The sequence below is a fragment of the Leeuwenhoekiella aestuarii genome, from assembly GCF_004104055.1.
GTDB lineage: Bacteria > Bacteroidota > Bacteroidia > Flavobacteriales > Flavobacteriaceae > Leeuwenhoekiella > Leeuwenhoekiella aestuarii.
Genome location: NZ_QOVJ01000003.1, coordinates 464,863 through 484,848 on the forward strand (window position 1 = coordinate 464,863; position 19,986 = coordinate 484,848).

16 protein-coding genes are annotated in these 19,986 nt (G+C 40.6%); 15 read left to right on the plus strand and 1 reads right to left on the minus strand.

Annotation, left to right across the window (positions count from 1 at the left end; translation table 11 throughout):
* Positions 1–63 precede the first annotated feature (63 nt).
* Positions 64–1,050, minus strand: coding sequence for an aldo/keto reductase (locus DSM03_RS10935; RefSeq protein WP_128760554.1), 987 nt, complete (start codon positions 1,048–1,050; stop codon positions 64–66).
* Between the two features lie 461 nt (positions 1,051–1,511).
* On the opposite strand from DSM03_RS10935, the gene ilvD reads away from it, so the two are divergent.
* The 15 genes from ilvD to argH all read left to right on the plus strand — a co-directional run bounded on the left by ilvD (position 1,512) and on the right by argH (position 19,835).
* A complete protein-coding gene (ilvD, locus tag DSM03_RS10940) occupies positions 1,512–3,194 on the plus strand; it encodes a dihydroxy-acid dehydratase (protein ID WP_128760555.1) in 1,683 nt (560 codons plus the stop codon).
* A gap of 6 nt (positions 3,195–3,200) precedes the next feature.
* Positions 3,201–4,937 (plus strand): biosynthetic-type acetolactate synthase large subunit, encoded by a 1,737-nt coding sequence (gene ilvB, locus DSM03_RS10945; protein ID WP_128760556.1) that lies wholly within the window; start codon positions 3,201–3,203, stop codon positions 4,935–4,937.
* A 2-nt stretch (positions 4,938–4,939) separates the two neighbouring features.
* A complete protein-coding gene (ilvN, locus tag DSM03_RS10950; protein ID WP_128760557.1) occupies positions 4,940–5,467 on the plus strand; it encodes an acetolactate synthase small subunit in 528 nt (175 codons plus the stop codon).
* 34 nt (positions 5,468–5,501) lie between these two features.
* A complete protein-coding gene (gene ilvC, locus DSM03_RS10955; protein WP_128760558.1) occupies positions 5,502–7,001 on the plus strand; it encodes a ketol-acid reductoisomerase in 1,500 nt (499 codons plus the stop codon).
* 122 nt (positions 7,002–7,123) lie between these two features.
* On the plus strand, positions 7,124–8,389 hold the full coding sequence (ilvA, locus tag DSM03_RS10960) for a threonine ammonia-lyase IlvA (protein WP_128760559.1): 1,266 nt from the start codon (positions 7,124–7,126) through the stop codon (positions 8,387–8,389).
* 81 nt (positions 8,390–8,470) lie between these two features.
* The gene (locus tag DSM03_RS10965) at positions 8,471–10,066 is read left to right on the plus strand and encodes an NADP-dependent glyceraldehyde-3-phosphate dehydrogenase (protein ID WP_128760560.1); all 1,596 of its coding nucleotides are present in this window, start codon (positions 8,471–8,473) and stop codon (positions 10,064–10,066) included.
* Between the two features lie 382 nt (positions 10,067–10,448).
* Positions 10,449–11,114, plus strand: coding sequence for a GNAT family N-acetyltransferase (locus DSM03_RS10970; RefSeq protein ID WP_128760561.1), 666 nt, complete (start codon positions 10,449–10,451; stop codon positions 11,112–11,114).
* Positions 11,115–11,160: 46 nt separating this feature from the next.
* A complete protein-coding gene (argG, locus tag DSM03_RS10975; RefSeq protein ID WP_128760562.1) occupies positions 11,161–12,348 on the plus strand; it encodes an argininosuccinate synthase in 1,188 nt (395 codons plus the stop codon).
* Positions 12,345–13,322: an N-acetyl-gamma-glutamyl-phosphate reductase gene (gene argC / locus DSM03_RS10980; protein ID WP_128760563.1), complete on the plus strand. Its 978-nt coding sequence runs from the start codon at positions 12,345–12,347 to the stop codon at positions 13,320–13,322. The genes argG and argC overlap by 4 nt, the downstream gene beginning before the upstream one ends.
* A 166-nt stretch (positions 13,323–13,488) precedes the next feature.
* Entirely contained in the window at positions 13,489–14,289 is an 801-nt protein-coding gene (gene proC, locus DSM03_RS10985; RefSeq protein WP_128760564.1) for a pyrroline-5-carboxylate reductase, read from the plus strand.
* Positions 14,289–15,422, plus strand: coding sequence for an aspartate aminotransferase family protein (locus tag DSM03_RS10990; protein WP_128760565.1), 1,134 nt, complete (start codon positions 14,289–14,291; stop codon positions 15,420–15,422). The genes proC and DSM03_RS10990 overlap by 1 nt, the downstream gene beginning before the upstream one ends.
* 118 nt (positions 15,423–15,540) lie before the next feature.
* Positions 15,541–16,491, plus strand: a complete 951-nt coding sequence (locus tag DSM03_RS10995) for an N-acetylornithine carbamoyltransferase (protein WP_128760566.1) — start codon at positions 15,541–15,543, stop codon at positions 16,489–16,491.
* A gap of 9 nt (positions 16,492–16,500) precedes the next feature.
* On the plus strand, positions 16,501–17,280 hold the full coding sequence (argB, locus tag DSM03_RS11000; protein ID WP_128760567.1) for an acetylglutamate kinase: 780 nt from the start codon (positions 16,501–16,503) through the stop codon (positions 17,278–17,280).
* Positions 17,277–18,341: a M20 family metallo-hydrolase gene (locus DSM03_RS11005; RefSeq protein WP_128760568.1), complete on the plus strand. Its 1,065-nt coding sequence runs from the start codon at positions 17,277–17,279 to the stop codon at positions 18,339–18,341. The genes argB and DSM03_RS11005 overlap by 4 nt, the downstream gene beginning before the upstream one ends.
* Positions 18,342–18,536: 195 nt before the next feature.
* Positions 18,537–19,835, plus strand: a complete 1,299-nt coding sequence (gene argH, locus DSM03_RS11010; RefSeq protein WP_128760569.1) for an argininosuccinate lyase — start codon at positions 18,537–18,539, stop codon at positions 19,833–19,835.
* The last annotated feature ends 151 nt before the right edge of the window (positions 19,836–19,986 follow it).

Genomic DNA, 19,986 nt, shown 5'->3' on the forward strand with positions numbered 1-19,986 from the left:
CCCGTCTACACTATAGGCGGGATTTTTAATTGAGCAACTCTTAGCGATCTTGTGACGATAAAATCACCATTTTTGATGAATCTGAGCTTTTAAATGTTTGTCATAAATGGCATTCATTTTTTCAATTTGATCTTCAGATAAAGTCTTTTTTTCTACTGCAGATAAATTAGATAATAAATGTTCTTCCTTAGAAGCTCCCGGAATAATGGTGCTTACTGTTTTATGAGATAATATCCATTGCAAAGCTATTGGGGCGAGATTTTCTGCGTCCGGAAATAATTGCTTAAGTTCATTTACAGCTTCTAGACCGGTTTCATAGTTAACTCCAGAGAAGGTTTCTCCTTTATCAAAAGCTTCTCCATTCCGATTGAAATTTCGGTGGTCTTCTTTATCAAAAGAGGTGTTTTGATCAAATTTTCCAGTAAGTAATCCGCTGGCCAGAGGGACACGAACGATTACTCCGATATCATTTTTTTCCGCTTCGCGAAAGAATAGTTCAGCAGGTCGTTGTCTAAACAGATTGAAGATGATTTGCACTGTAGTTACATTATCGTACTGCATCGCCTTGATGCCTTCTTCCACTTTTTCTACACTTACGCCCAGATTAGCGATTTTACCTTCTTTTTTCAAATCTTCAAAAAGTCCAAAAATCTCGGGTCTGTAATAGGTGTCTGTAGGAGGGCAATGCAGCTGAATAAGATCCAGACGTTCTAAACCAGTATTCTTTAAGCTGGCTTCCACAAATTTACGCAGCGCTTTAGGCGTATAGCCTTCATCCACGTGAGGATTAATTTGTCTACCGCATTTTGTAGCTATATAAACTTCTTCAGATCGGCTACGCAACACACGACCTACAGCAGCTTCGCTCAGGCCGCTTTCATAAACATCAGCAGTGTCAATAAAATTTATGCCTTTATCTATTGCGGTGTTGATGATTTTTTCGGCAGTGGTGTCGTCAAAACCAGAGCCCCATTTGCCACCAACTTGCCATGTGCCCAGTGAGATTTCTGATATATTGAGATTGGTTTTACCTAATTTTCGGTAATTCATTATAAATGTGTTTGAGAATTTTCACTAAAAATACAAAACCACTTATTTTCTGCTAACAAAAAGTTTACAAAGCGGTCTTAAAATAGTGTATTTTGAAAAATTGATGTTTAGTTAAAATTTTCTATAAATGTGTAATGCTGCCCGACATATTATAAATAATTTTACTGTATATGAGAAAGCAACTAATTAGTGTTCGTTCAATTATTGTCATCAAACTGTTTTGATGCGGAACGCTATATATTATAAATAGACCTTCCGTTAAACTGGAAGGTTTTTTTTTGATGTTGATTTTTCTAATTATAAAGGTTTTTTAATCTATTGAACATAGTAGTATTTGTATGTTAAAAAACTGAAAAACAATAAGTTGTGATGTTTTTAAGTTTTTTTGGTATATCCAAAGAATTTTAAGAGAATAACTGATAAAAAGAAGGAATAGCTAATTTCGATATAGATTTATAACAATGGAATTAAATAAATACAGTAAAACTGTAACTCAAGACCCAACATTGCCGGCAGCTCAGGCAATGTTACATGCAATTGGTCTAACGGATGACGACTTAAAAAAGCCGCTAATTGGTATTGCGAGTACTGGTTATGAAGGTAATCCGTGTAATATGCACCTTAATGATCTGGCTACTCACGTTAAAAAAGGGGCGGCTAATGCAGACCTGGTAGGACTTATTTTTAACACGATAGGTGTTAGTGATGGCATTTCTAACGGAACACCTGGAATGCGTTTCTCGCTACCTTCGCGTGATATTATTGCGGACTCTATGGAGACCGTCGTTCAAGCAATGAGTTATGACGGACTCGTAACTGTAGTGGGTTGCGATAAAAATATGCCGGGAGCTTTAATGGCGCAATTGCGTTTAAACAGACCTTCTATTTTAGTTTATGGAGGTACAATTGCCTCAGGATGTCATAACGGTAAAAAGTTAGATATTATTTCTGCTTTTGAAGCTTACGGACAAAAAGTTGCCGGTACGATAGATGAATCAGAATTTAAAGAAGTTGTGCATAAGGCGTGTCCGGGAGCAGGAGCTTGTGGAGGTATGTATACCGCAAATACGATGGCTTCAGCAATTGAAGCTTTAGGGATGTCGTTACCTTTTAACTCTTCAAATCCGGCGGTTACAGATTCTAATATTAAAGAAGCAGAATGTGTAAAAGCAGGGGAAGCGTTGAGATACTTATTAGAGCACGATATTAAACCTTCTGATATTGTGACTAAAGAATCATTAGAAAATGCATTCCGTTTAGTAACCGTTTTAGGAGGATCAACAAATGCGGTATTGCACTTTTTAGCGATTGCTAAATCTGCACAGCTAGAATTTACACTTAAAGATTTCCAGAAAATCAGTGACAACACGCCACTATTAGCAGACTTAAAACCTAGTGGTAAATACTCTATGGAAGATCTTCACGGAGTAGGTGGTATTCCTGGTGTACTAAAGTATATGCTAGATAACGATATGCTGCACGGAGATTGTTTAACAGTAACCGGAAAAACGCTGGCCGAAAATCTAAAAGATGTACCCAATTTAATAGACGGTCAAGATATTGTAAGAACCCTTGATAAGCCTATTAAAGATAGTGGTCATATCAGGATCTTATTTGGAAACTTAGCTACTGAAGGAGCTGTGGCAAAAATCACAGGTAAAGAAGGTTTAGAATTTAGAGGTACAGCAAACGTGTTTGACAGCGAAGCTGCTGTAAATGAAGGCATCAAAACCGGAAAGGTGAAAAAAGGTGATGTAGTGATCATTCGCTATGAAGGCCCAAAAGGTGGGCCCGGAATGCCAGAAATGCTTAAACCTACATCGTCAATTATGGGAGCTGGTTTAGGTAAGGATGTGGCATTGATTACTGATGGTCGTTTCTCAGGAGGATCACATGGTTTTGTAGTGGGACACGTTTCGCCAGAAGCACAAGTGGGTGGCAATATCGCACTTGTTGAGAATGGTGATATTATCGCAATTGATGCGGTGAAGAATACGATCAATATTGAAATATCTGATGAAGAGTTAGATAAAAGAAGAGAAAAATGGACCGCTCCTGCGCTTAGATTTCAGCGTGGAGCACTTTATAAATATGCTAAAACCGTCTCGTCAGCATCAAAAGGTTGTGTGACAGACGAAATGTAAAAGGCTATGGGTAATACTCAAACAATTAAATTGCAAGACACTGCAGTAGAAGCTACGCAGCGTTTAACAGGTAAAGAAGCAATAATAAAATGCTTGCTTGCAGAAGGTGTAGATACACTTTATGGCTATCCGGGAGGAGCTATTATGCCTGTTTATGATGAGTTGTATAAATATCAAGACAAACTTCATCACGTCTTAACCCGTCACGAGCAAGGTGCAACACACGCAGCTCAGGGGTATGCACGCGTGAGCGGTAAAGTAGGTGTCGCAATTGCAACATCGGGACCTGGTGCAACTAACCTTATAACAGGTATTGCTGATGCACAAATAGACTCAACTCCTATGGTGTGTATTACGGGTCAGGTAGCGTCTCATTTGTTAGGTAGTGATGCATTTCAAGAAACGGATATTATTGGTATCTCTACTCCGGTAACCAAATGGAATTACCAGATCACTAAAGCTTCAGAAATTCCTGAAGTACTTGCAAAGGCATTTTATATTGCAAAAAGTGGTCGTCCGGGCCCAGTCTTGATTGATATTACAAAAGATGCTCAGTTTGAGGAATTTGATTTTGCGTATAAAAAATGCAAGGCTGTTCGTAGTTACAAACCTGTACCTAAATTAAATCCAGATTCAGTTAAGGCTGCTGCAGATTTAATTAATAATGCTAAAAAACCCATGATTGTTTGGGGGCAAGGAGTTATTCTAGGTAAGGCTGAAGAAGAATTTAAAGCAGTTGTAGAAAAATCAGGTGTTCCTGCAGCTTGGACTATTCTTGGTGTTTCTGCAATCCCTACAGATCATCCTTTAAATGTGGGTATGGTAGGCATGCATGGTAACTATGGTCCTAATGTACTTACTAATGAATGTGATGTTTTAATCGCAATCGGGATGCGTTTTGATGATCGGGTTACTGGTAATTTAGAGACGTATGCTAAGCAGGCCAAAGTGATTCATTTTGAGATTGATCCCGCAGAAGTAAATAAGAATGTAGAAGCAGATATTGCTGTTTTAGGTAATAGCAAAGAAACGCTTGCAGCATTACTTCCACTTTTAGAAGAAAAGCAACACACAGATTGGCATAATCGTTTTAAAGAACTGTATCAGATTGAATATGATAAAATCATAAAAAATGATATAACTCCAGAGAAAGAAGGTCTTACTATGGGGGAGGTTCTTGAAGGTATTAATAAGGTTTCTAAAGGAGACGCCGTTATTGTATCAGACGTAGGACAGCACCAGATGATCGCGTGTCGCTATGCTAAGTTCAATAAGTCTAAGAGTAACGTAACTTCTGGCGGACTTGGAACGATGGGCTTCGCGCTTCCGGCTGCAATAGGTGCAAAAATGGGAGCTCCTAACAGACCTGTGGTAGCAATTATTGGTGACGGGGGTTATCAGATGACTATTCAGGAACTGGGGACAATTTTTCAAACTAAAGTTCCTGTAAAAATCGTTGTGTTGAATAATGATTTCTTAGGAATGGTGCGCCAATGGCAACAGTTGTTCTTTGATCGTCGTTATGCTTCAACAGAGTTGATTAACCCTGATTTTGTTGCAATTGCTAAAGGATATTTTATAGAAGCAAAAAGCGTTTCAAAACGAGAAGATCTTGCAGGAGCTATATCAGAAATGCTTGCGGCTGAAGGCCCTTATTTCTTAGAAGTGAAAGTAGAGAAAGAAGATAATGTATTCCCAATGATTCCAACAGGAGCCTCTGTTTCAGATATTAGATTAGAATAGTTATGAGCGAGACAAAAACATATACCGTATCCATATATACCGAAAATAATGTAGGTTTATTGAACCGCATTTCGGCAATATTTCAGCGTAGAAAAATAAATATTGAAAGCCTGAACACTTCGATTTCTGAAATAGAAGGTGTTTCAAAATTTACAATCGTGATCAACCTTACTGAAGATCGTGTAAAGAAAGTGATCGGTCAGTTAGAAAAGCAGGTTGAGGTAATTAAAGCCTATTATCACACTGACGAAGAGACGATCTTTTTAGAAACCTGTCTGTTTAAAATAAAATCAGATTTGCTTTTTGAAGAACGTCAGATCCAAAATATCATTAAAGAAAGCAGTGCACGCATTGTGACGGTAAACAAAGAATTCTTTGTTCTTGAAAAAGCCGGGCGGCGTAGTGAAATAGATTTACTGTACCGGGAGCTGAGTGCTTTTGGAATTATGCAGTTTACCCGTTCCGGACGTATTTCAGTTTCTAAAGAAGAAATGAAAATATCATCAATGCTTGCAGAATTTGCAGAATAAAATAAACTAATCCACATCAATAAAATTTAATAAAATGTCAAATTACTTTAATACGCTATCCCTAAGAGAACAATTGGCTCAGTTGGCCAAGTGTCGCTTTATGGAATCTGAAGAATTTTCTAACGGGATAGAAGCATTGCGCGGAAAAAAAGTAGTCATCGTAGGTTGCGGTGCACAGGGTTTAAATCAAGGTTTAAATATGCGTGACAGCGGCTTAGATATTTCTTACGCTTTGCGTGAAGGCGCGATTAAAGAAAAGAGAGCTTCTTATAAAAATGCTGTAGATAATGGTTTTACCGTTGGGACTTACGAAGAGTTAATTCCTACTGCAGATTTAGTGTGTAACCTTACACCTGATAAGCAGCATACAGCAGTGGTTAATACAGTTATGCCTTTGATGAAAGAAGGTGCGACGTTGGCCTATAGCCACGGTTTTAATATCGTAGAAGAAGGCATGCAAATCCGTAAAGACTTAACGGTTATTATGTGTGCGCCTAAATGTCCGGGTTCTGAAGTACGTGAAGAATACAAGCGTGGTTTTGGTGTTCCTACTTTGATTGCTGTTCACCCTGAGAACGATCCTGAAGGAAAAGGTTTAGATCAGGCAAAAGCTTATGCTGTTGGAACCGGTGGTCACAGAGCAGGTGTTTTAGAATCTTCATTTGTTGCTGAAGTAAAAAGTGATTTAATGGGGGAGCAAACCATTCTTTGTGGTATGCTTCAAACAGGATCTATTCTTTGCTTTGACAAAATGATAGAAAAAGGAATTGATGCAGGATATGCTTCTAAATTGATTCAATATGGTTGGGAAACTATCACCGAAGCTTTAAAACACGGTGGAATTACCAATATGATGGATCGTTTGAACAATCCTTCAAAAATAAAAGCTTTTGAACTAGCTGAAGAAATTAAAGACATTACGCGTCCGTTATTCCATAAGCATATGGATGATATCATCTCGGGTCACTTCTCAAAAACGATGATGGAAGACTGGGCCAATGATGATGTTAATTTATTGAAATGGCGTGCTGAAACAGGAGAAACTGCTTTCGAAAAAACTCCTGCAGGAAGTATGGAAATTTCTGAGCAGGAATTCTTTGACCACGGAGTATTGATGGTTGCTATGGTAAAAGCCGGGGTAGAGCTTGCTTTTGAAACCATGACTGAAGCAGGTATTATTGAAGAGTCTGCATACTACGAGTCTTTGCACGAAACGCCACTTATCGCTAACACTATTGCACGTAAGAAATTATTTGAAATGAATCGTGTGATTTCTGATACTGCAGAATACGGTTGTTATTTATTTGACCATGCGTGTAAGCCTATGCTAACCGATTTTATGAAGAAAATAGATACTGATGTAATCGGTAAAGCGTATGCTACAGATAATGCTGTAGACAACAAGACACTGATCGCTGTAAATGATGCTATTCGTGCTCACGAAGTTGAAGCCGTAGGAGCGTGGTTGCGTGAGTCTATGACAGCAATGAAAGAAATTAAAACAGTTGCTTCAGAAGAAGCGGTGACTGCTTAAATTAGTATAAGTTCTCTTGAGGAAACCTCAGAGTATTTAAATCTCATATGTTGAGTTAACTGAATACACTAAATGTGCATCAAATTTTTGATGCACATTTAGTCAATCAAAATATTTAAATTTTGAGCGACTTAAAAACAACATTTTTTCCAGACTTAGAAAATGTAAAAAAGGCTGCAAAAACCTTAGAGGGAGTTGCAGCCTTAACTCCTTTATTGCCTAGCTTAAATTATTCACGCAAGTTTGAAGCTAATATAATGCTGAAGCGTGAAGATCTACAACAGGTGCGGTCTTATAAAATACGTGGAGCGTTTAATAAAATAAATTCGTTAACAGAAGAGGAGCGTGCTAAGGGTATTGTTTGCGCCAGTGCAGGAAATCATGCGCAAGGCGTGGCATTTGCCTGTGCAAAATTGAAAATTAACGGAACTATTTTTATGCCGGCTCCCACACCTAAGCAGAAGATAGAACAGGTATCGATGTTTGGAGGGGATTTTGTAACTATTCAGCTCACAGGAGATACTTTTGATGATGCCTATAAAGCTTCAAAAATCGAATGTGATGCGCTAGGTAAAATCTTTGTTCACCCTTTTGATGATGAAAAAATTATTGAAGGTCAGGCGACTGTAGGGTTGGAGATTATAGAGCAATCAACATCGGATATTGATTATGTCTTTGTCCCTGTAGGTGGTGGTGGTCTCGCATCAGGCTTGAGTACGGTTTTTCATTTGTTATCTCCCCATACAAAAGTTATCGGCGTTGAACCGGAAGGAGCACCTTCAATGAGTACTTCTATATTTAATAAAGAGAACACGACGTTATCTCTCATTGAAAAGTTTGTAGATGGAGCAGCGGTTCAGCGAGTGGGAGAACGCACTTTTGCTATTTGTAAAGAATACCTTGAAAAAATGGTGACTGTTCCTGAGGGAAAAGTATGTCAAACCATTTTAGATCTGTATAATAAAGATGCAATAGTAGTAGAGCCAGCGGGTGCTTTGACGCTATCGGTGTTAGATCAGTTTGCAGAGGAGATCAAAGGAAAAAACGTAGTATGCATCGTTAGCGGAAGCAATAACGATATTACCCGTACTGCAGAAATTAAAGAGCGTGCGTTATTGTATCACGGTTTAAAACACTATTTCATTATAAGATTCCCACAGCGCGCTGGTGCTTTGCGTGAATTTCTAAATGAAATTTTAGGGCCCGAAGATGACATCACATTTTTTGAATACAAAAAGAAAACGTCTCGCGAGGATGGTCCTGCAGTGGTAGGTATTGAACTCAAAGACCGCTCTGACCTTAAGCCTTTAATAGCACGTATGAAGAGTCGTAAATTCTTTGGAGAGTATTTGAACGATAAGCCAGATTTATTCGAATTCCTGATTTAATAATCTCTTAATCTGAAATTTGATAAATTAGAGAATATGTTTTTACAAATTCTTAATTAATGTGTAAAGTTAACCAACCAAATGAAACAATTAACTTCAGAAATACCAAACGAGTTTAGTGTAGAGCCTATTGAGCAGCGTAATTATTTAATTAACGGAAAGCTGTTTAACTGGAAGGGGGAAACAGCAGATGTTTTTTCAAGTATTCATACCGATGTTGACGGCGAGCGAAAACCCACGCGTTTGGGTTCTATACCTAGTCTGGGAGAAGAAGAAGCCATCGCTGCGGTAGATGCTGCGCATCAGGCGTATGACCGGGGTCAGGGACTTTGGCCTACGATGAAAGTAGCAGATCGCATCAAGTGTATGCAGACTTTTGTTACCAAAATGAAAGAAAAGCGGGAGCTTATTGTAAAACTCCTGATGTGGGAAATAGGTAAAAATCATCCCGATTCTCAGAAGGAATTTGACCGTACAGTAGAATATATTCTCGATACCATTGAAGACTATAAGGAGATGGATCGGGATAGTGCCAAGTTCCACAAACAAGCCGGAATCCACGCCCACATACGCAGAGGGCCATTAGGTGTTGTGCTTTGTCTGGGGCCGTACAACTATCCACTAAATGAAACATTTTGCCTGCTGATTCCAGCATTAATTATGGGGAATACTGCGGTATTCAAGCCAGCGAAACACGGTGTTTTATTAATCACTCCGTTGCTTGAAGCCTTTCAGGAAAGTTTTCCTCCGGGAGTAGTAAATATTTTATTCGGTCGCGGTAGAGCAGTAGCCACACCCATTATGAAAACCGGTAAAGTGGATGTATTAGCCTTAATCGGTCACAGTTCTTCGGCTAATGCGCTTCAGGCGTTACATCCCAAGCAAAACCGTTTGCGTCTTGTTTTAGGTTTGGAAGCTAAAAATCCGGCGATTATTCTTCCGGATGCCGATTTAGATTTGGCGGTAGCCGAATGTATTGCGGGAACGCTTTCGTTTAACGGACAGCGTTGTACTGCGCTTAAAGTAATTTATGTACACGAAAACATTGCTGAAACCTTCAACCGTAAATTTGCTGAAGCAGTTGATGCGCTCAAATTTGGATTACCCTGGGAAGATGGTGTAAACCTTACTCCATTACCTGAACCTTCAAAACCCGAATACATACAGGGATTGATTGATGATGCAAAAGCTAAAGGAGCCGAAATTCTCAATGAAAAGGGTGGTGAGCATTCAGAGAATTTTATCTGGCCGGCAGTTTTATTCCCGGTAAATAAGGATATGGAAGTATACAAAGAGGAGCAATTCGGGCCCGTTATTCCGGTGCTAACCTTTAAACATATCGATGAGCCTTTAGATGATATGGCTGAGTCTAATTATGGGCAGCAGGTGAGTCTTTTTGGTAAAGATGTAAAAGCTTTGGCTCCGCTAATTGACACTTTAGTGAATCTGGTATGTCGTGTGAATTTAAACAGTTCGTGTCAGCGTGGTCCTGATGTGTACCCGTTCACCGGTCGAAAAGATTCAGCGGTGGGAACCTTGAGTGTTCATGATGCCTTACGTTCTTTTTCAATACGAACGTTTTTAGCCTCAAAAGACAATGCATACAACAATGCAATACTTAATGAGCTGCTAGATACTAAGAAATCAAACTTTGTAAGCACCGATTACTTATTGTAATCGTTCATAATCGAGATTTTGATTAAATAATAATCAGTGAGCACAGTAATTTGGATAGAAATCTAAAGAAATCATAAAAAAGTAGATTTAGGTGACATTTCCCTGTAAAATGGGACGGTCATTTAAATCTACTTTGTATTTTAGCAGTACCAATGAAGGGAATTAAAAAACATATCATACAATTGAAAGAAGCAGCAGAGGCTGGTATTTCATTTTTGTATCCTGAAACTTCCAGGACTACAATGATATTAATCCCTGTACGTCGCCATGAGCGCCGCCGCCCCTAGTGGGTGCAGTTTTCTTGGGAACTTAGGTGAGTCCGGTTCCGTCTTCAATTCAAATTATTATTTCACTTTTTTTCTAACTTCCAATTCAACAGAATATGGAAATTGTTATTGCTAACAAATCCCACGCGGGATATGCACAATATATTTGCGATACGATCGCAGAATCAGCTAAAGTACGTGGCACAGGAATCGCTAAGCGTACTCCGGAATACGTCATCACAAAAATGGAAAACGGTAATGCCGTCATTGCTTTAGATGGTGATAAGTTTGCCGGTTTTTGCTACATCGAGGCCTGGGGCCACGGTAAATTTGTGGCAAACAGCGGACTCATCGTACATCCCGATTATAGAGGTAGCGGACTGGCCAGACAAATCAAGGAAGCCATTTTTAAACATTCTCGGGAGAAATATCCTGATGCTAAAGTTTTTGGTATCACTACAGGTCTTGCCGTAATGAAGATCAATTCAGATCTGGGCTACAGACCGGTTACCTTCTCAGAACTTACCGATGATCCTACATTCTGGAAAGGCTGTCAAACCTGTCGTAATTACGATATCCTACAGCGTACGGAGCAGAAAATGTGCTTGTGTACCGGGATGTTGTACGATCCTGAAAAAGAGGAAAAGAAAAAACTGGAGGCGGCTAAGTCATCAGGCTCAGAAGCTAAAAAAGACAAAACTATGAATCCTAAGGCCTTTACCCGTTTGAAGAGCATAAAGGAGCATCTGTTTTTGAAAAAGGATAAAAAAAAAGACGAATAAGAACATTACTTTCAGTTAAAGGAGTATTTCAGAATAAATAAGTATAATGAAAAAATTAGTTCTCGCCTACAGTGGCGGATTAGACACCAGCTATTGCGCTAAATACCTTTCCGTGGAAAAAGGATTTGAAGTTCACGCCGTGAGCATCAATACCGGTGGATTTTCTCAGGAAGAAATCAACGATATTGAATCAAAGGCATTAAAAATTGGTGCAAAAACCTATAAAAATGTTCAGGCGGTTGACCGCTTTTACGATAAAGTAGTTAAGTATCTGATTTTTGGTAATGTTTTGAAGAACAATACCTATCCACTTTCTGTTAGTGCAGAGCGTATCATTCAGGCGGTTGAGATCATCAATTATGCAAAATCTATTGGTGCCGAATACGTAGCGCACGGAAGCACCGGAGCCGGAAACGACCAGGTGCGTTTTGATATGATTTTTCAAACTCTGGCTCCCGAAATCGAAATTATTACGCCTATTCGAGATTTGAAACTTTCCCGTCAGGAGGAGATCGATTACCTAAAAAGTCACGGCGTAGAGATGTCCTGGGAGAAAGCACAGTACTCGATAAACCGTGGACTCTGGGGGACTTCAGTAGGCGGTAGCGAGACCCTGACCTCGCACAAAGGTTTACCGGAATCTGCTTTTCCATCTCAGGTAGAAAAAAGCGAAGCAGAACAGGTGACCTTAACTTTTGAAAAAGGAGAACTTACCGCGGTGAACGGAAAATCGGGCACTCCGGTTGAAAATATTGAAACACTTCAAAAGCTAGCGGCTCCGTTTGGAATCGGTCGCGATATTCACGTGGGTGATACCATCATCGGGATTAAAGGCCGTGTAGGTTTTGAAGCTGCGGCTCCCGTGATTATTCTAAAAGCACACCATTTGTTAGAGAAGCATACGCTTACCAAATGGCAAATGCAGCATAAAGAGTATTTGTCTAATTTCTACGGAATGCATCTGCACGAAGGACAGTACTTAGATCCCGCAATGCGCAATATAGAGGCATTTTTAACCGACAGTCAGAAAAATGTTTCGGGAGAGGTTTATGTGACCTTACAACCCTATCGTTTTACATTAGAAGGAATCAAATCGGATCACGATTTGATGAATGCTTCTTTTGGCGCCTACGGCGAAATGAATAAAGGCTGGACGGCAGATGATGCCAAAGGATTTATCAAGATCACAGGGAATCAAAATAAGATTTACAACCACGTAAACGGAAATTCATGATTAAGGCAGGAATTGTAGGTGGTGCGGGATATACTGCGGGTGAATTGATTCGAATTTTACTGAATCACAAGTATGTTGATTTAAGTTTTGTTTTCAGTACCTCTAATGCCGGAAACCTGCTAAGCGATGTACATCAGGATCTTTTAGGCAGTACCGATATTCGATTTGCAGATGCTGTTGATTTTGACGTGGATGTGGTTTTCCTGTGTTTGGGACATGGGAATTCTAAAGCCTTTTTAGAACAAAATGTTTTTAGCGAAAGCACCATTATTATTGATCTAAGCAATGATTTTCGCCTAAAACCCGACGCGGAATTTCAAGGGCGTGAATTTATTTATGGCTTACCGGAATTGAATAAAAGCGCGATCAAAGAAGCCGGTTCTATCGCTAATCCGGGGTGTTTTGCCACAGCAATTCAGTTGGCCTTACTTCCGTTAGCTGATGCCGGTAAGATTGAGTCAGATGTGCACATCAATGCGGTAACCGGAGCTACGGGCGCAGGAACTTCGCTTTCAGCGACCACGCATTATACCTGGAGAGATAACAATTTTTCGTATTACAAGCCCTTTACGCATCAGCATATGGGCGAAATCAATCAGACCGTTGGTCAGTTACAAGGCGGATTTGACAAGGAGATTTTCTTCCTTCCCAATCGGGGAAATTTTTCAAGAGGAATTTTCGCAACAGCCTATACCCAATTTGATGGAGATTTAGAAGCCCTCAAAAAAGTCTACACAGATTTTTATGCCGATGCACCCTTTACATTTGTCTCGGATAACGATATTCATATGAAGCAGGTGGTAAATACTAATAAATGCCTGATTCATTTGCACAAACACAACAATCAACTGTTGATAACGAGTTGTATTGATAACCTGCTAAAAGGCGCGTCAGGACAGGCAGTAGAAAATATGAACCTGATTTTTGGCCTTCCCCAAACAGAAGGATTGAATTTAAAAGGAAGTTATTTCTAACCTCTATAGAGATATTAAAAACCATATTATTCTGAGCATAAGCCAAAGGGCAGAAATGAAAATAATATTTAAAAAATAAATCCAACTCCCCTCTCCTTTGGAGAGGGGCTGGGGGTGAGGATTAAAAGATTCCCGCCTGCGCGGGAATGATAAAAAGATATTATAGATGAAAATAGCAATTATAGGTACCGGAAACTTAGGACTTTCCATCGCAAAAGGGTTGATCACCAACAATGCAATCACAACACTCTATATGACCCGCCGTAATCCGGAAGGTATTGCGTCGTATGCGGAGTATAAGAATGTGTTTGTGACTTCAGATAACGTTGAGGCGGTGAAGAAATCAGATATTATCATTTTTGCGGTACAACCCGCACAGTTGGGAGCTATTTTGCACGATATCAAAGAAGAGCTGACTGATAAGCATGTGTTGATTTCAACCATTACCGGCTACCAGATCTCGCAAATTGAAGCCATCGTGGGTACCGATCAGTTTATCATCAGGGCGATGCCCAATACGGCGATTGCTGTGGGCGCTTCGATGACTTGTTTAGCGAGTAATGAAAAAGGGATGAAGCGTATCAAAATCGCTGAGGCTATTTTTAACCGTTTGGGAAACAGTCTGGTAATTCCGGAAAATCAAATGCAGGCAGCAACGGTTGTTTGTGCCAGCGGTATTGCGTTCTGGATGCGTCTGATTCGTGCAACCACTCAGGCAGCGATTCAGCTTGGTTTTGATGCCAAAGAAGCTCAGGAACTAGCGATGCATACCTGTAACGGTGCTTCAAAATTACTCATCGATTCGGGTAACCATCCGGAAGAAGAAATCGACCGCGTAACCACTCCAAAAGGCTGCACCATTGAAGGCTTGAACGAAATGGAGCATAAAGGCTTGAGTTCGTCTTTAATTCAGGGAATGGTGGCTTCCTTCAACAAAATTAATGTTATAAAAACAGACCAGAAATAATGAGTTTATTTGATGTTTACCCACTTTATGATGTCACACCTATAAAAGCTCAGGACGTCTGGGTTTATGATGCCACACCTACAAAGTATTTAGATTTATACGGGGGCCACGCAGTGATCTCAATAGGTCACGGGCATCCCAAATACATTGAAAATCTAACCAAGCAATTGCACGACATCGGCTTTTACAGCAATGCAGTGCATAACCCCTTACAAGAGGCTTTAGGCGAAAAATTGCCGAAACAGGCCAATTGTCCCGGTTACCAGTTGTTTATGTGTAGCAGTGGGGCAGAAGCGAACGAGAATGCGCTAAAAATGGCCTCTTTTGTTACCGGAAGAAAAAAGGTTGTGGCCTTTCACAACAGTTTCCACGGAAGAACTTCTGCAGCAGTTGCCGCGACCGATAACCCTAAAATTGTAGCGCCTATCAACGCACAGCAGGAAGTGGAGTTTTTGCCACTGGGCGATCTCGATGCGCTTGCAGCTGTTCTGGCTAAAGGCGATGTATGTGCTGTGATCGTTGAGTTTATTCAGGGTGTAGGTGGTTTAGACATCAGCACTGCTGAATTTTACGAAGGTGTGGATAAGCTCTGTAAAGAGACCGGTACCTGCTTAATCGCAGATGAGGTACAGGCGGGTTTTGGGCGTACGGGTAAGTTTTTCGCGTTTCAGGAATACAACGTAGAGCCGGAACTGATCTCTATGGCCAAAGGTATGGGGAATGGATTTCCGGTTGGTGGAATTCTCATTCATCCTTCAATCAAAGCAGAGTACGGAATGCTGGGAACTACGTTTGGTGGAAATCACCTGGCTTGTGCTGCTGCGCTAACGGTGCTTGAAGTTTTAGAAGAAGAAAACCTAATGGAGCATGCGCTGCTAGTTTCTGATCATTTTAAAGCAAAAACTACTGAAATTCCGCAGATCAAAAACGTAAAAGGCCGCGGACTCATGCTGGGCATCGAATTTGATTTTGATACTGCAGCTTTGCGTAAAAAGCTCATTTACGATCAGCATATTTTTACAGGAAGTGCCAAAAACAAAAACCTGATTCGTATTCTTCCGCCTTTAACGGTGCAGAATGAACACATCGATCAGTTCTTTGAAGCACTCAAAATCGAATTAGATAAATTATAAACCCAAGAATTTTAATTAAAATATTGCTCAAATTCTCCTCCCCAGTTGGGGAGGGGTTAGGGGTGGGGAGAAGCAGAGATTTCGGCTGCTAAATATAAACTTTGACAGGAATCAACTAATGAAAAAATACACCAGTTTAGACGACATTACCGATCTACAGGAACTCATCGCGGAAGCTCGCGAACTCAAAAAAAATCCATACGCTTTTGAAGAATTAGGAAAGCGTAAGCGTTTAATACTGTTGTTTTTCAACTCCAGTTTGCGCACGCGCTTAAGTACCGAAAAAGCAGCTTGTAACCTGGGAATGGACGTCACCGTGATGAACTTTAACAGTGACGCCTGGAAACTGGAATTTGAAGACGGCACCGTAATGAATGCCGACACTTCAGAACACATCAAAGAAGCCGCTCAGGTGATTTCGCAATACGGCGATGTGATCGCGGTGCGAGCGTTTCCTACGCTAACAGACAAAGCTAAAGATGAATCGGAATATGTGATTTCCAATTTTGTGAAGTATGCTTCGGTACCTGTTGTCAATATGGAAAGTGCAACCGCACATCCCTTACAGGCACTGGCAGATGCCATTACCATAACAGAGCTTTCTCAAAAGAAACGGCCTAAAGTCGTGTTGAGTTGGGCGCCACATCCCAAAGCTTTGCCACATGCCGTGGCCAATTCGTTTATCGGGATGATGCAAAAAATGGATGTAGATCTTACGGTCACACATCCTGAAGGCTATGAGCTCAGCGATGCGATTATCAAAGATACTTCAGTAAACTACGATCAGGATCAAGCACTCGAAGATGCCGACTTTGTCTACGTCAAAAACTGGAGCAGTTATAAAGACTATGGAAAAGTTTCGGCTACGCCGGAAACACATTCCGATTGGATGATCACACCTGAGAAACTAGGCAATGCCCAATTTATGCATTGCTTACCGGTACGTCGTAATGTGATTGTTGCAGATGCGGTTTTAGACGGAATCAATTCTGTAGTGATCGAGCAGGCCAATAACCGTACGTTTTCGGCACAGGTGGTTTTGAAAAAGATTTTAGAGAATCTGAATTAAAAAGGAAGTATGAAAAAGCTTAACGTCGTCAAAGTAGGCGGAAACATCATCGAAAAAGAGGAAGATTTACAGGCTTTTTTAGATGCTTTTGCGGCTTTGCCTGAACCCAAAATTTTGGTTCACGGGGGAGGCAAATTGGCGACACAGCTTGCAGAACGCCTTGATATACCCGTACAGATGACTAATGGTCGCCGCATCACCGATGCCGAAACCGTTGAAGTCATCACGATGGTCTACGGCGGAAAAGTAAACAAGAGTATTGTTGCCGGTCTTCAGGCTCGTGATTGTAATGCTATTGGATTTTCTGGAGCTGATGGGAATACGATTCTGTCGGTAAAGCGATCTGTGAAGGATATTGATTTTGGTTTTGTGGGCGATGTTGTCGCGGTAGATTCCAAAATGATTGATAACTTGTTGAGCATTGGGATCACACCTGCTTTTTGTGCAATCACGCACGATGGTAAGGGACAACTGCTCAATACCAATGCAGATACCATTGCTTGTGAACTCGCGATTGGTCTTTCAGAAAAGTACGAGGTGACTTTAAACTACTGTTTTGAGAAAGCCGGAGTATTGCTGGATATTAATGATGATAATTCGGTAGTAAAAGACATCAATTCAGAAAAATATACCGAATTACTCAATGATAAGATTATAGCAGATGGGATGCTTCCCAAGCTTGAAAATTGCTTTTATGCGCTTAAAGGCGGCGTACACCAGGTACAACTAGGCAAACCCGAAATGCTAAAGAATAGGAATACTAATTTTACAACCTTACGACTGCAATGAGCATAGAAACACTTACGCAAGAGGCGATAGAATTATTAAAAAACCTGATTGCAACGCAGTCTTTTTCTTCAGAAGAAGAGGGTACCGCTGCGTTGATCGAGAATTGGTTTAAAGCACACGATATCCCTTTTAAGCGGCAAGCCAATAACATTTGGGCAACCAACAAAAACTTTGAGGAAGGTAAAACCACCTTGTTACTGAATAGTCATCACGATACGGTTCAGCCTAATAATGGCTATACCCGAGATCCCTATAGTCCGGATATTGAAGACGGAAAGCTTTACGGTTTAGGAAGTAACGATGCCGGTGGCTGTTTGGTTTCGTTAATAGCCACATTTACCTATTTCTATGCTCAGGAAAACCCAAAATACAATCTGGTTATTGTAGCCAGCGGAGAAGAAGAGAGCAGTGGTCCTAACGGGCTTAACAGTATGCTGGAAGTCATCCCACATATAGATGTGGCAATCGTAGGTGAACCAACTTTGATGAATTTGGCTATCGCCGAAAAAGGCCTGGTGGTTTTTGATGCCAAAGTAAAAGGGACTCCGTCTCACGCCGCGCATCCGAATGATAACAACGCGATCTATAACTGTATAGAGGTATTGCAATGGTTCAAGGCTTTTGAGTTTGATAAAACTTCTGAAGCTTTGGGAGAAGTAAAAATGACCGTTACCCAGATAAAAGGCGGGAAGCAGCACAATGCAGTTCCTGCAGATGTGGATCTCGTTGTAGATGTACGGGTAAATGATAAATATTCCAATCAGGAAATTGCAGATATGTTACAAGCTCAGGCACCCTGTGATGAAATTATACCGCGTAGTTTGCGCCTAAACTCGTCTTCTATACCTAAGGAGCACGAATTGGTCAAAGCCGGTATTGCTTTGGGTAGAAGTACCTATGGTTCGCCTACGTTGAGCGATCAGGCCGTATTGACGTGTCCGTCTCTTAAGTTAGGGCCCGGAGACAGTACGCGTTCACACAGTGCAGATGAGTTTATTTACGTCAACGAAATCGAAGAAGGAATACAGATTTATATAGATTTGCTGAAAAGCATATTATAATCCCCATAGCCCCGAAGGGGTAATGATTAGCGGGAATAGAAATAATACTAACATCTTTAAAATCGCCAGCGATTTTAATTTCACGAAATAAAAGTTCCCCCTCCCTGAGAGGGGTTTAGGGGAGGACAATAAGATTTCCAGTCTGTAGTTTATCCTGAGCGATAGTCGAAGGGCGGAAATAAAAAAAAAGGAGATATGAAACTTTGGGATAAAGGAGCAAACATCGATGACAAGATCATCAATTTTACAGTAGGTAATGATCGAGAGATTGATACCCATATTGCGAAATACGATGTGCAGGCAACCCGCGCGCACGTAAAAATGTTAAATAAAATTGGTATTCTGACAGGTCAGGAGCTTAAGGATTTATTGCCCCAACTGGATATACTCGAGGCGCACACCCAAAACCCCGACTTCTTTATTGAACCCGAGTATGAAGATATTCATTCTAAGCTAGAAGCCGAATTAACCCTTATTCTGGGCGAAACTGGTAAAAAAGTACACACAGCACGCTCGCGTAACGATCAGGTCTTAGTGGCCCTGCAATTGTATTACAAAGAGCAGCTGCAGCAGATTAAGGCCCGTACGATTTCGCTTTTTGAAACTTTGATGCATTTGGGGGAAACCCACCAAAACAAATTGTTACCTGGATATACACATTTACAGGTAGCGATGCCTAGCAGTTTTGGACTTTGGTTTACCGCCTATGCAGAATTACTTATTGATGATGTCATTCTTCTTAATGCCACGCAGGATATTGTAGATCAAAATCCGTTAGGTTCTGCAGCCGGCTACGGAAGTTCGTTTCCTATTGACCGCCAAATGACGACTAAAGAGCTGGGCTTTGCCACGATGAAATACAATGTGGTTGCTGCGCAGATGGCTCGCGGTAAGAGTGAGCGTACGCTGGCTTCCACTTTGGGAAGTCTGGCCAATACGCTTTCACGCTTTGCGATGGATGTGTGTTTGTATATGAGTCAGAATTTTGGCTTTGTAAGCTTTCCGGAGCAATTGACTACCGGAAGCAGCATTATGCCGCATAAAAAGAATCCCGATGTTTTTGAACTCATACGCGGGAAGTGTAATAAAATCCAGGCTTTAAGTACCGAGATGGTTCTCATTACCAATAACCTGCCCAGTGGATACCACCGCGATTATCAATTGTTGAAAGAAAACACCATCAATGCTGTAGAGTCGATGAAAGATATTCTGGAGATTTTTGACTATGCAATCGGGCAGGTGCAGGTTAAAGAAATTGACCTGAATGACGACAAATATAAATACCTGTTTACGGTAGACAGCATCAATGATCTGGTGGTTGGAGGTAAATCCTTTCGTGAAGCTTATCAGGAAATAGGTGGGCAGGTACAGGCCGGTACCTATAAGCCTGAAGCCGGTAAAAGCCATACCCATATTGGTAGTATTCACAATCCCGGTTTTGCAGAAATCAAAGCCAAAATGCGCAAGTATTCAACTGCTCTGGATATTAAATAACTAAAAACTTAACGTTTTAATTAAAAACCTGCTTAAATGATAATTTGAGCAGGTTTTTTTGATTTTATAGATTTTATTATGGTGAAATATTGAGAATTAGATTATTCGTAAAAACTTTTCACTTACAAATTTGGTGCTTTGCTTGTTCTTC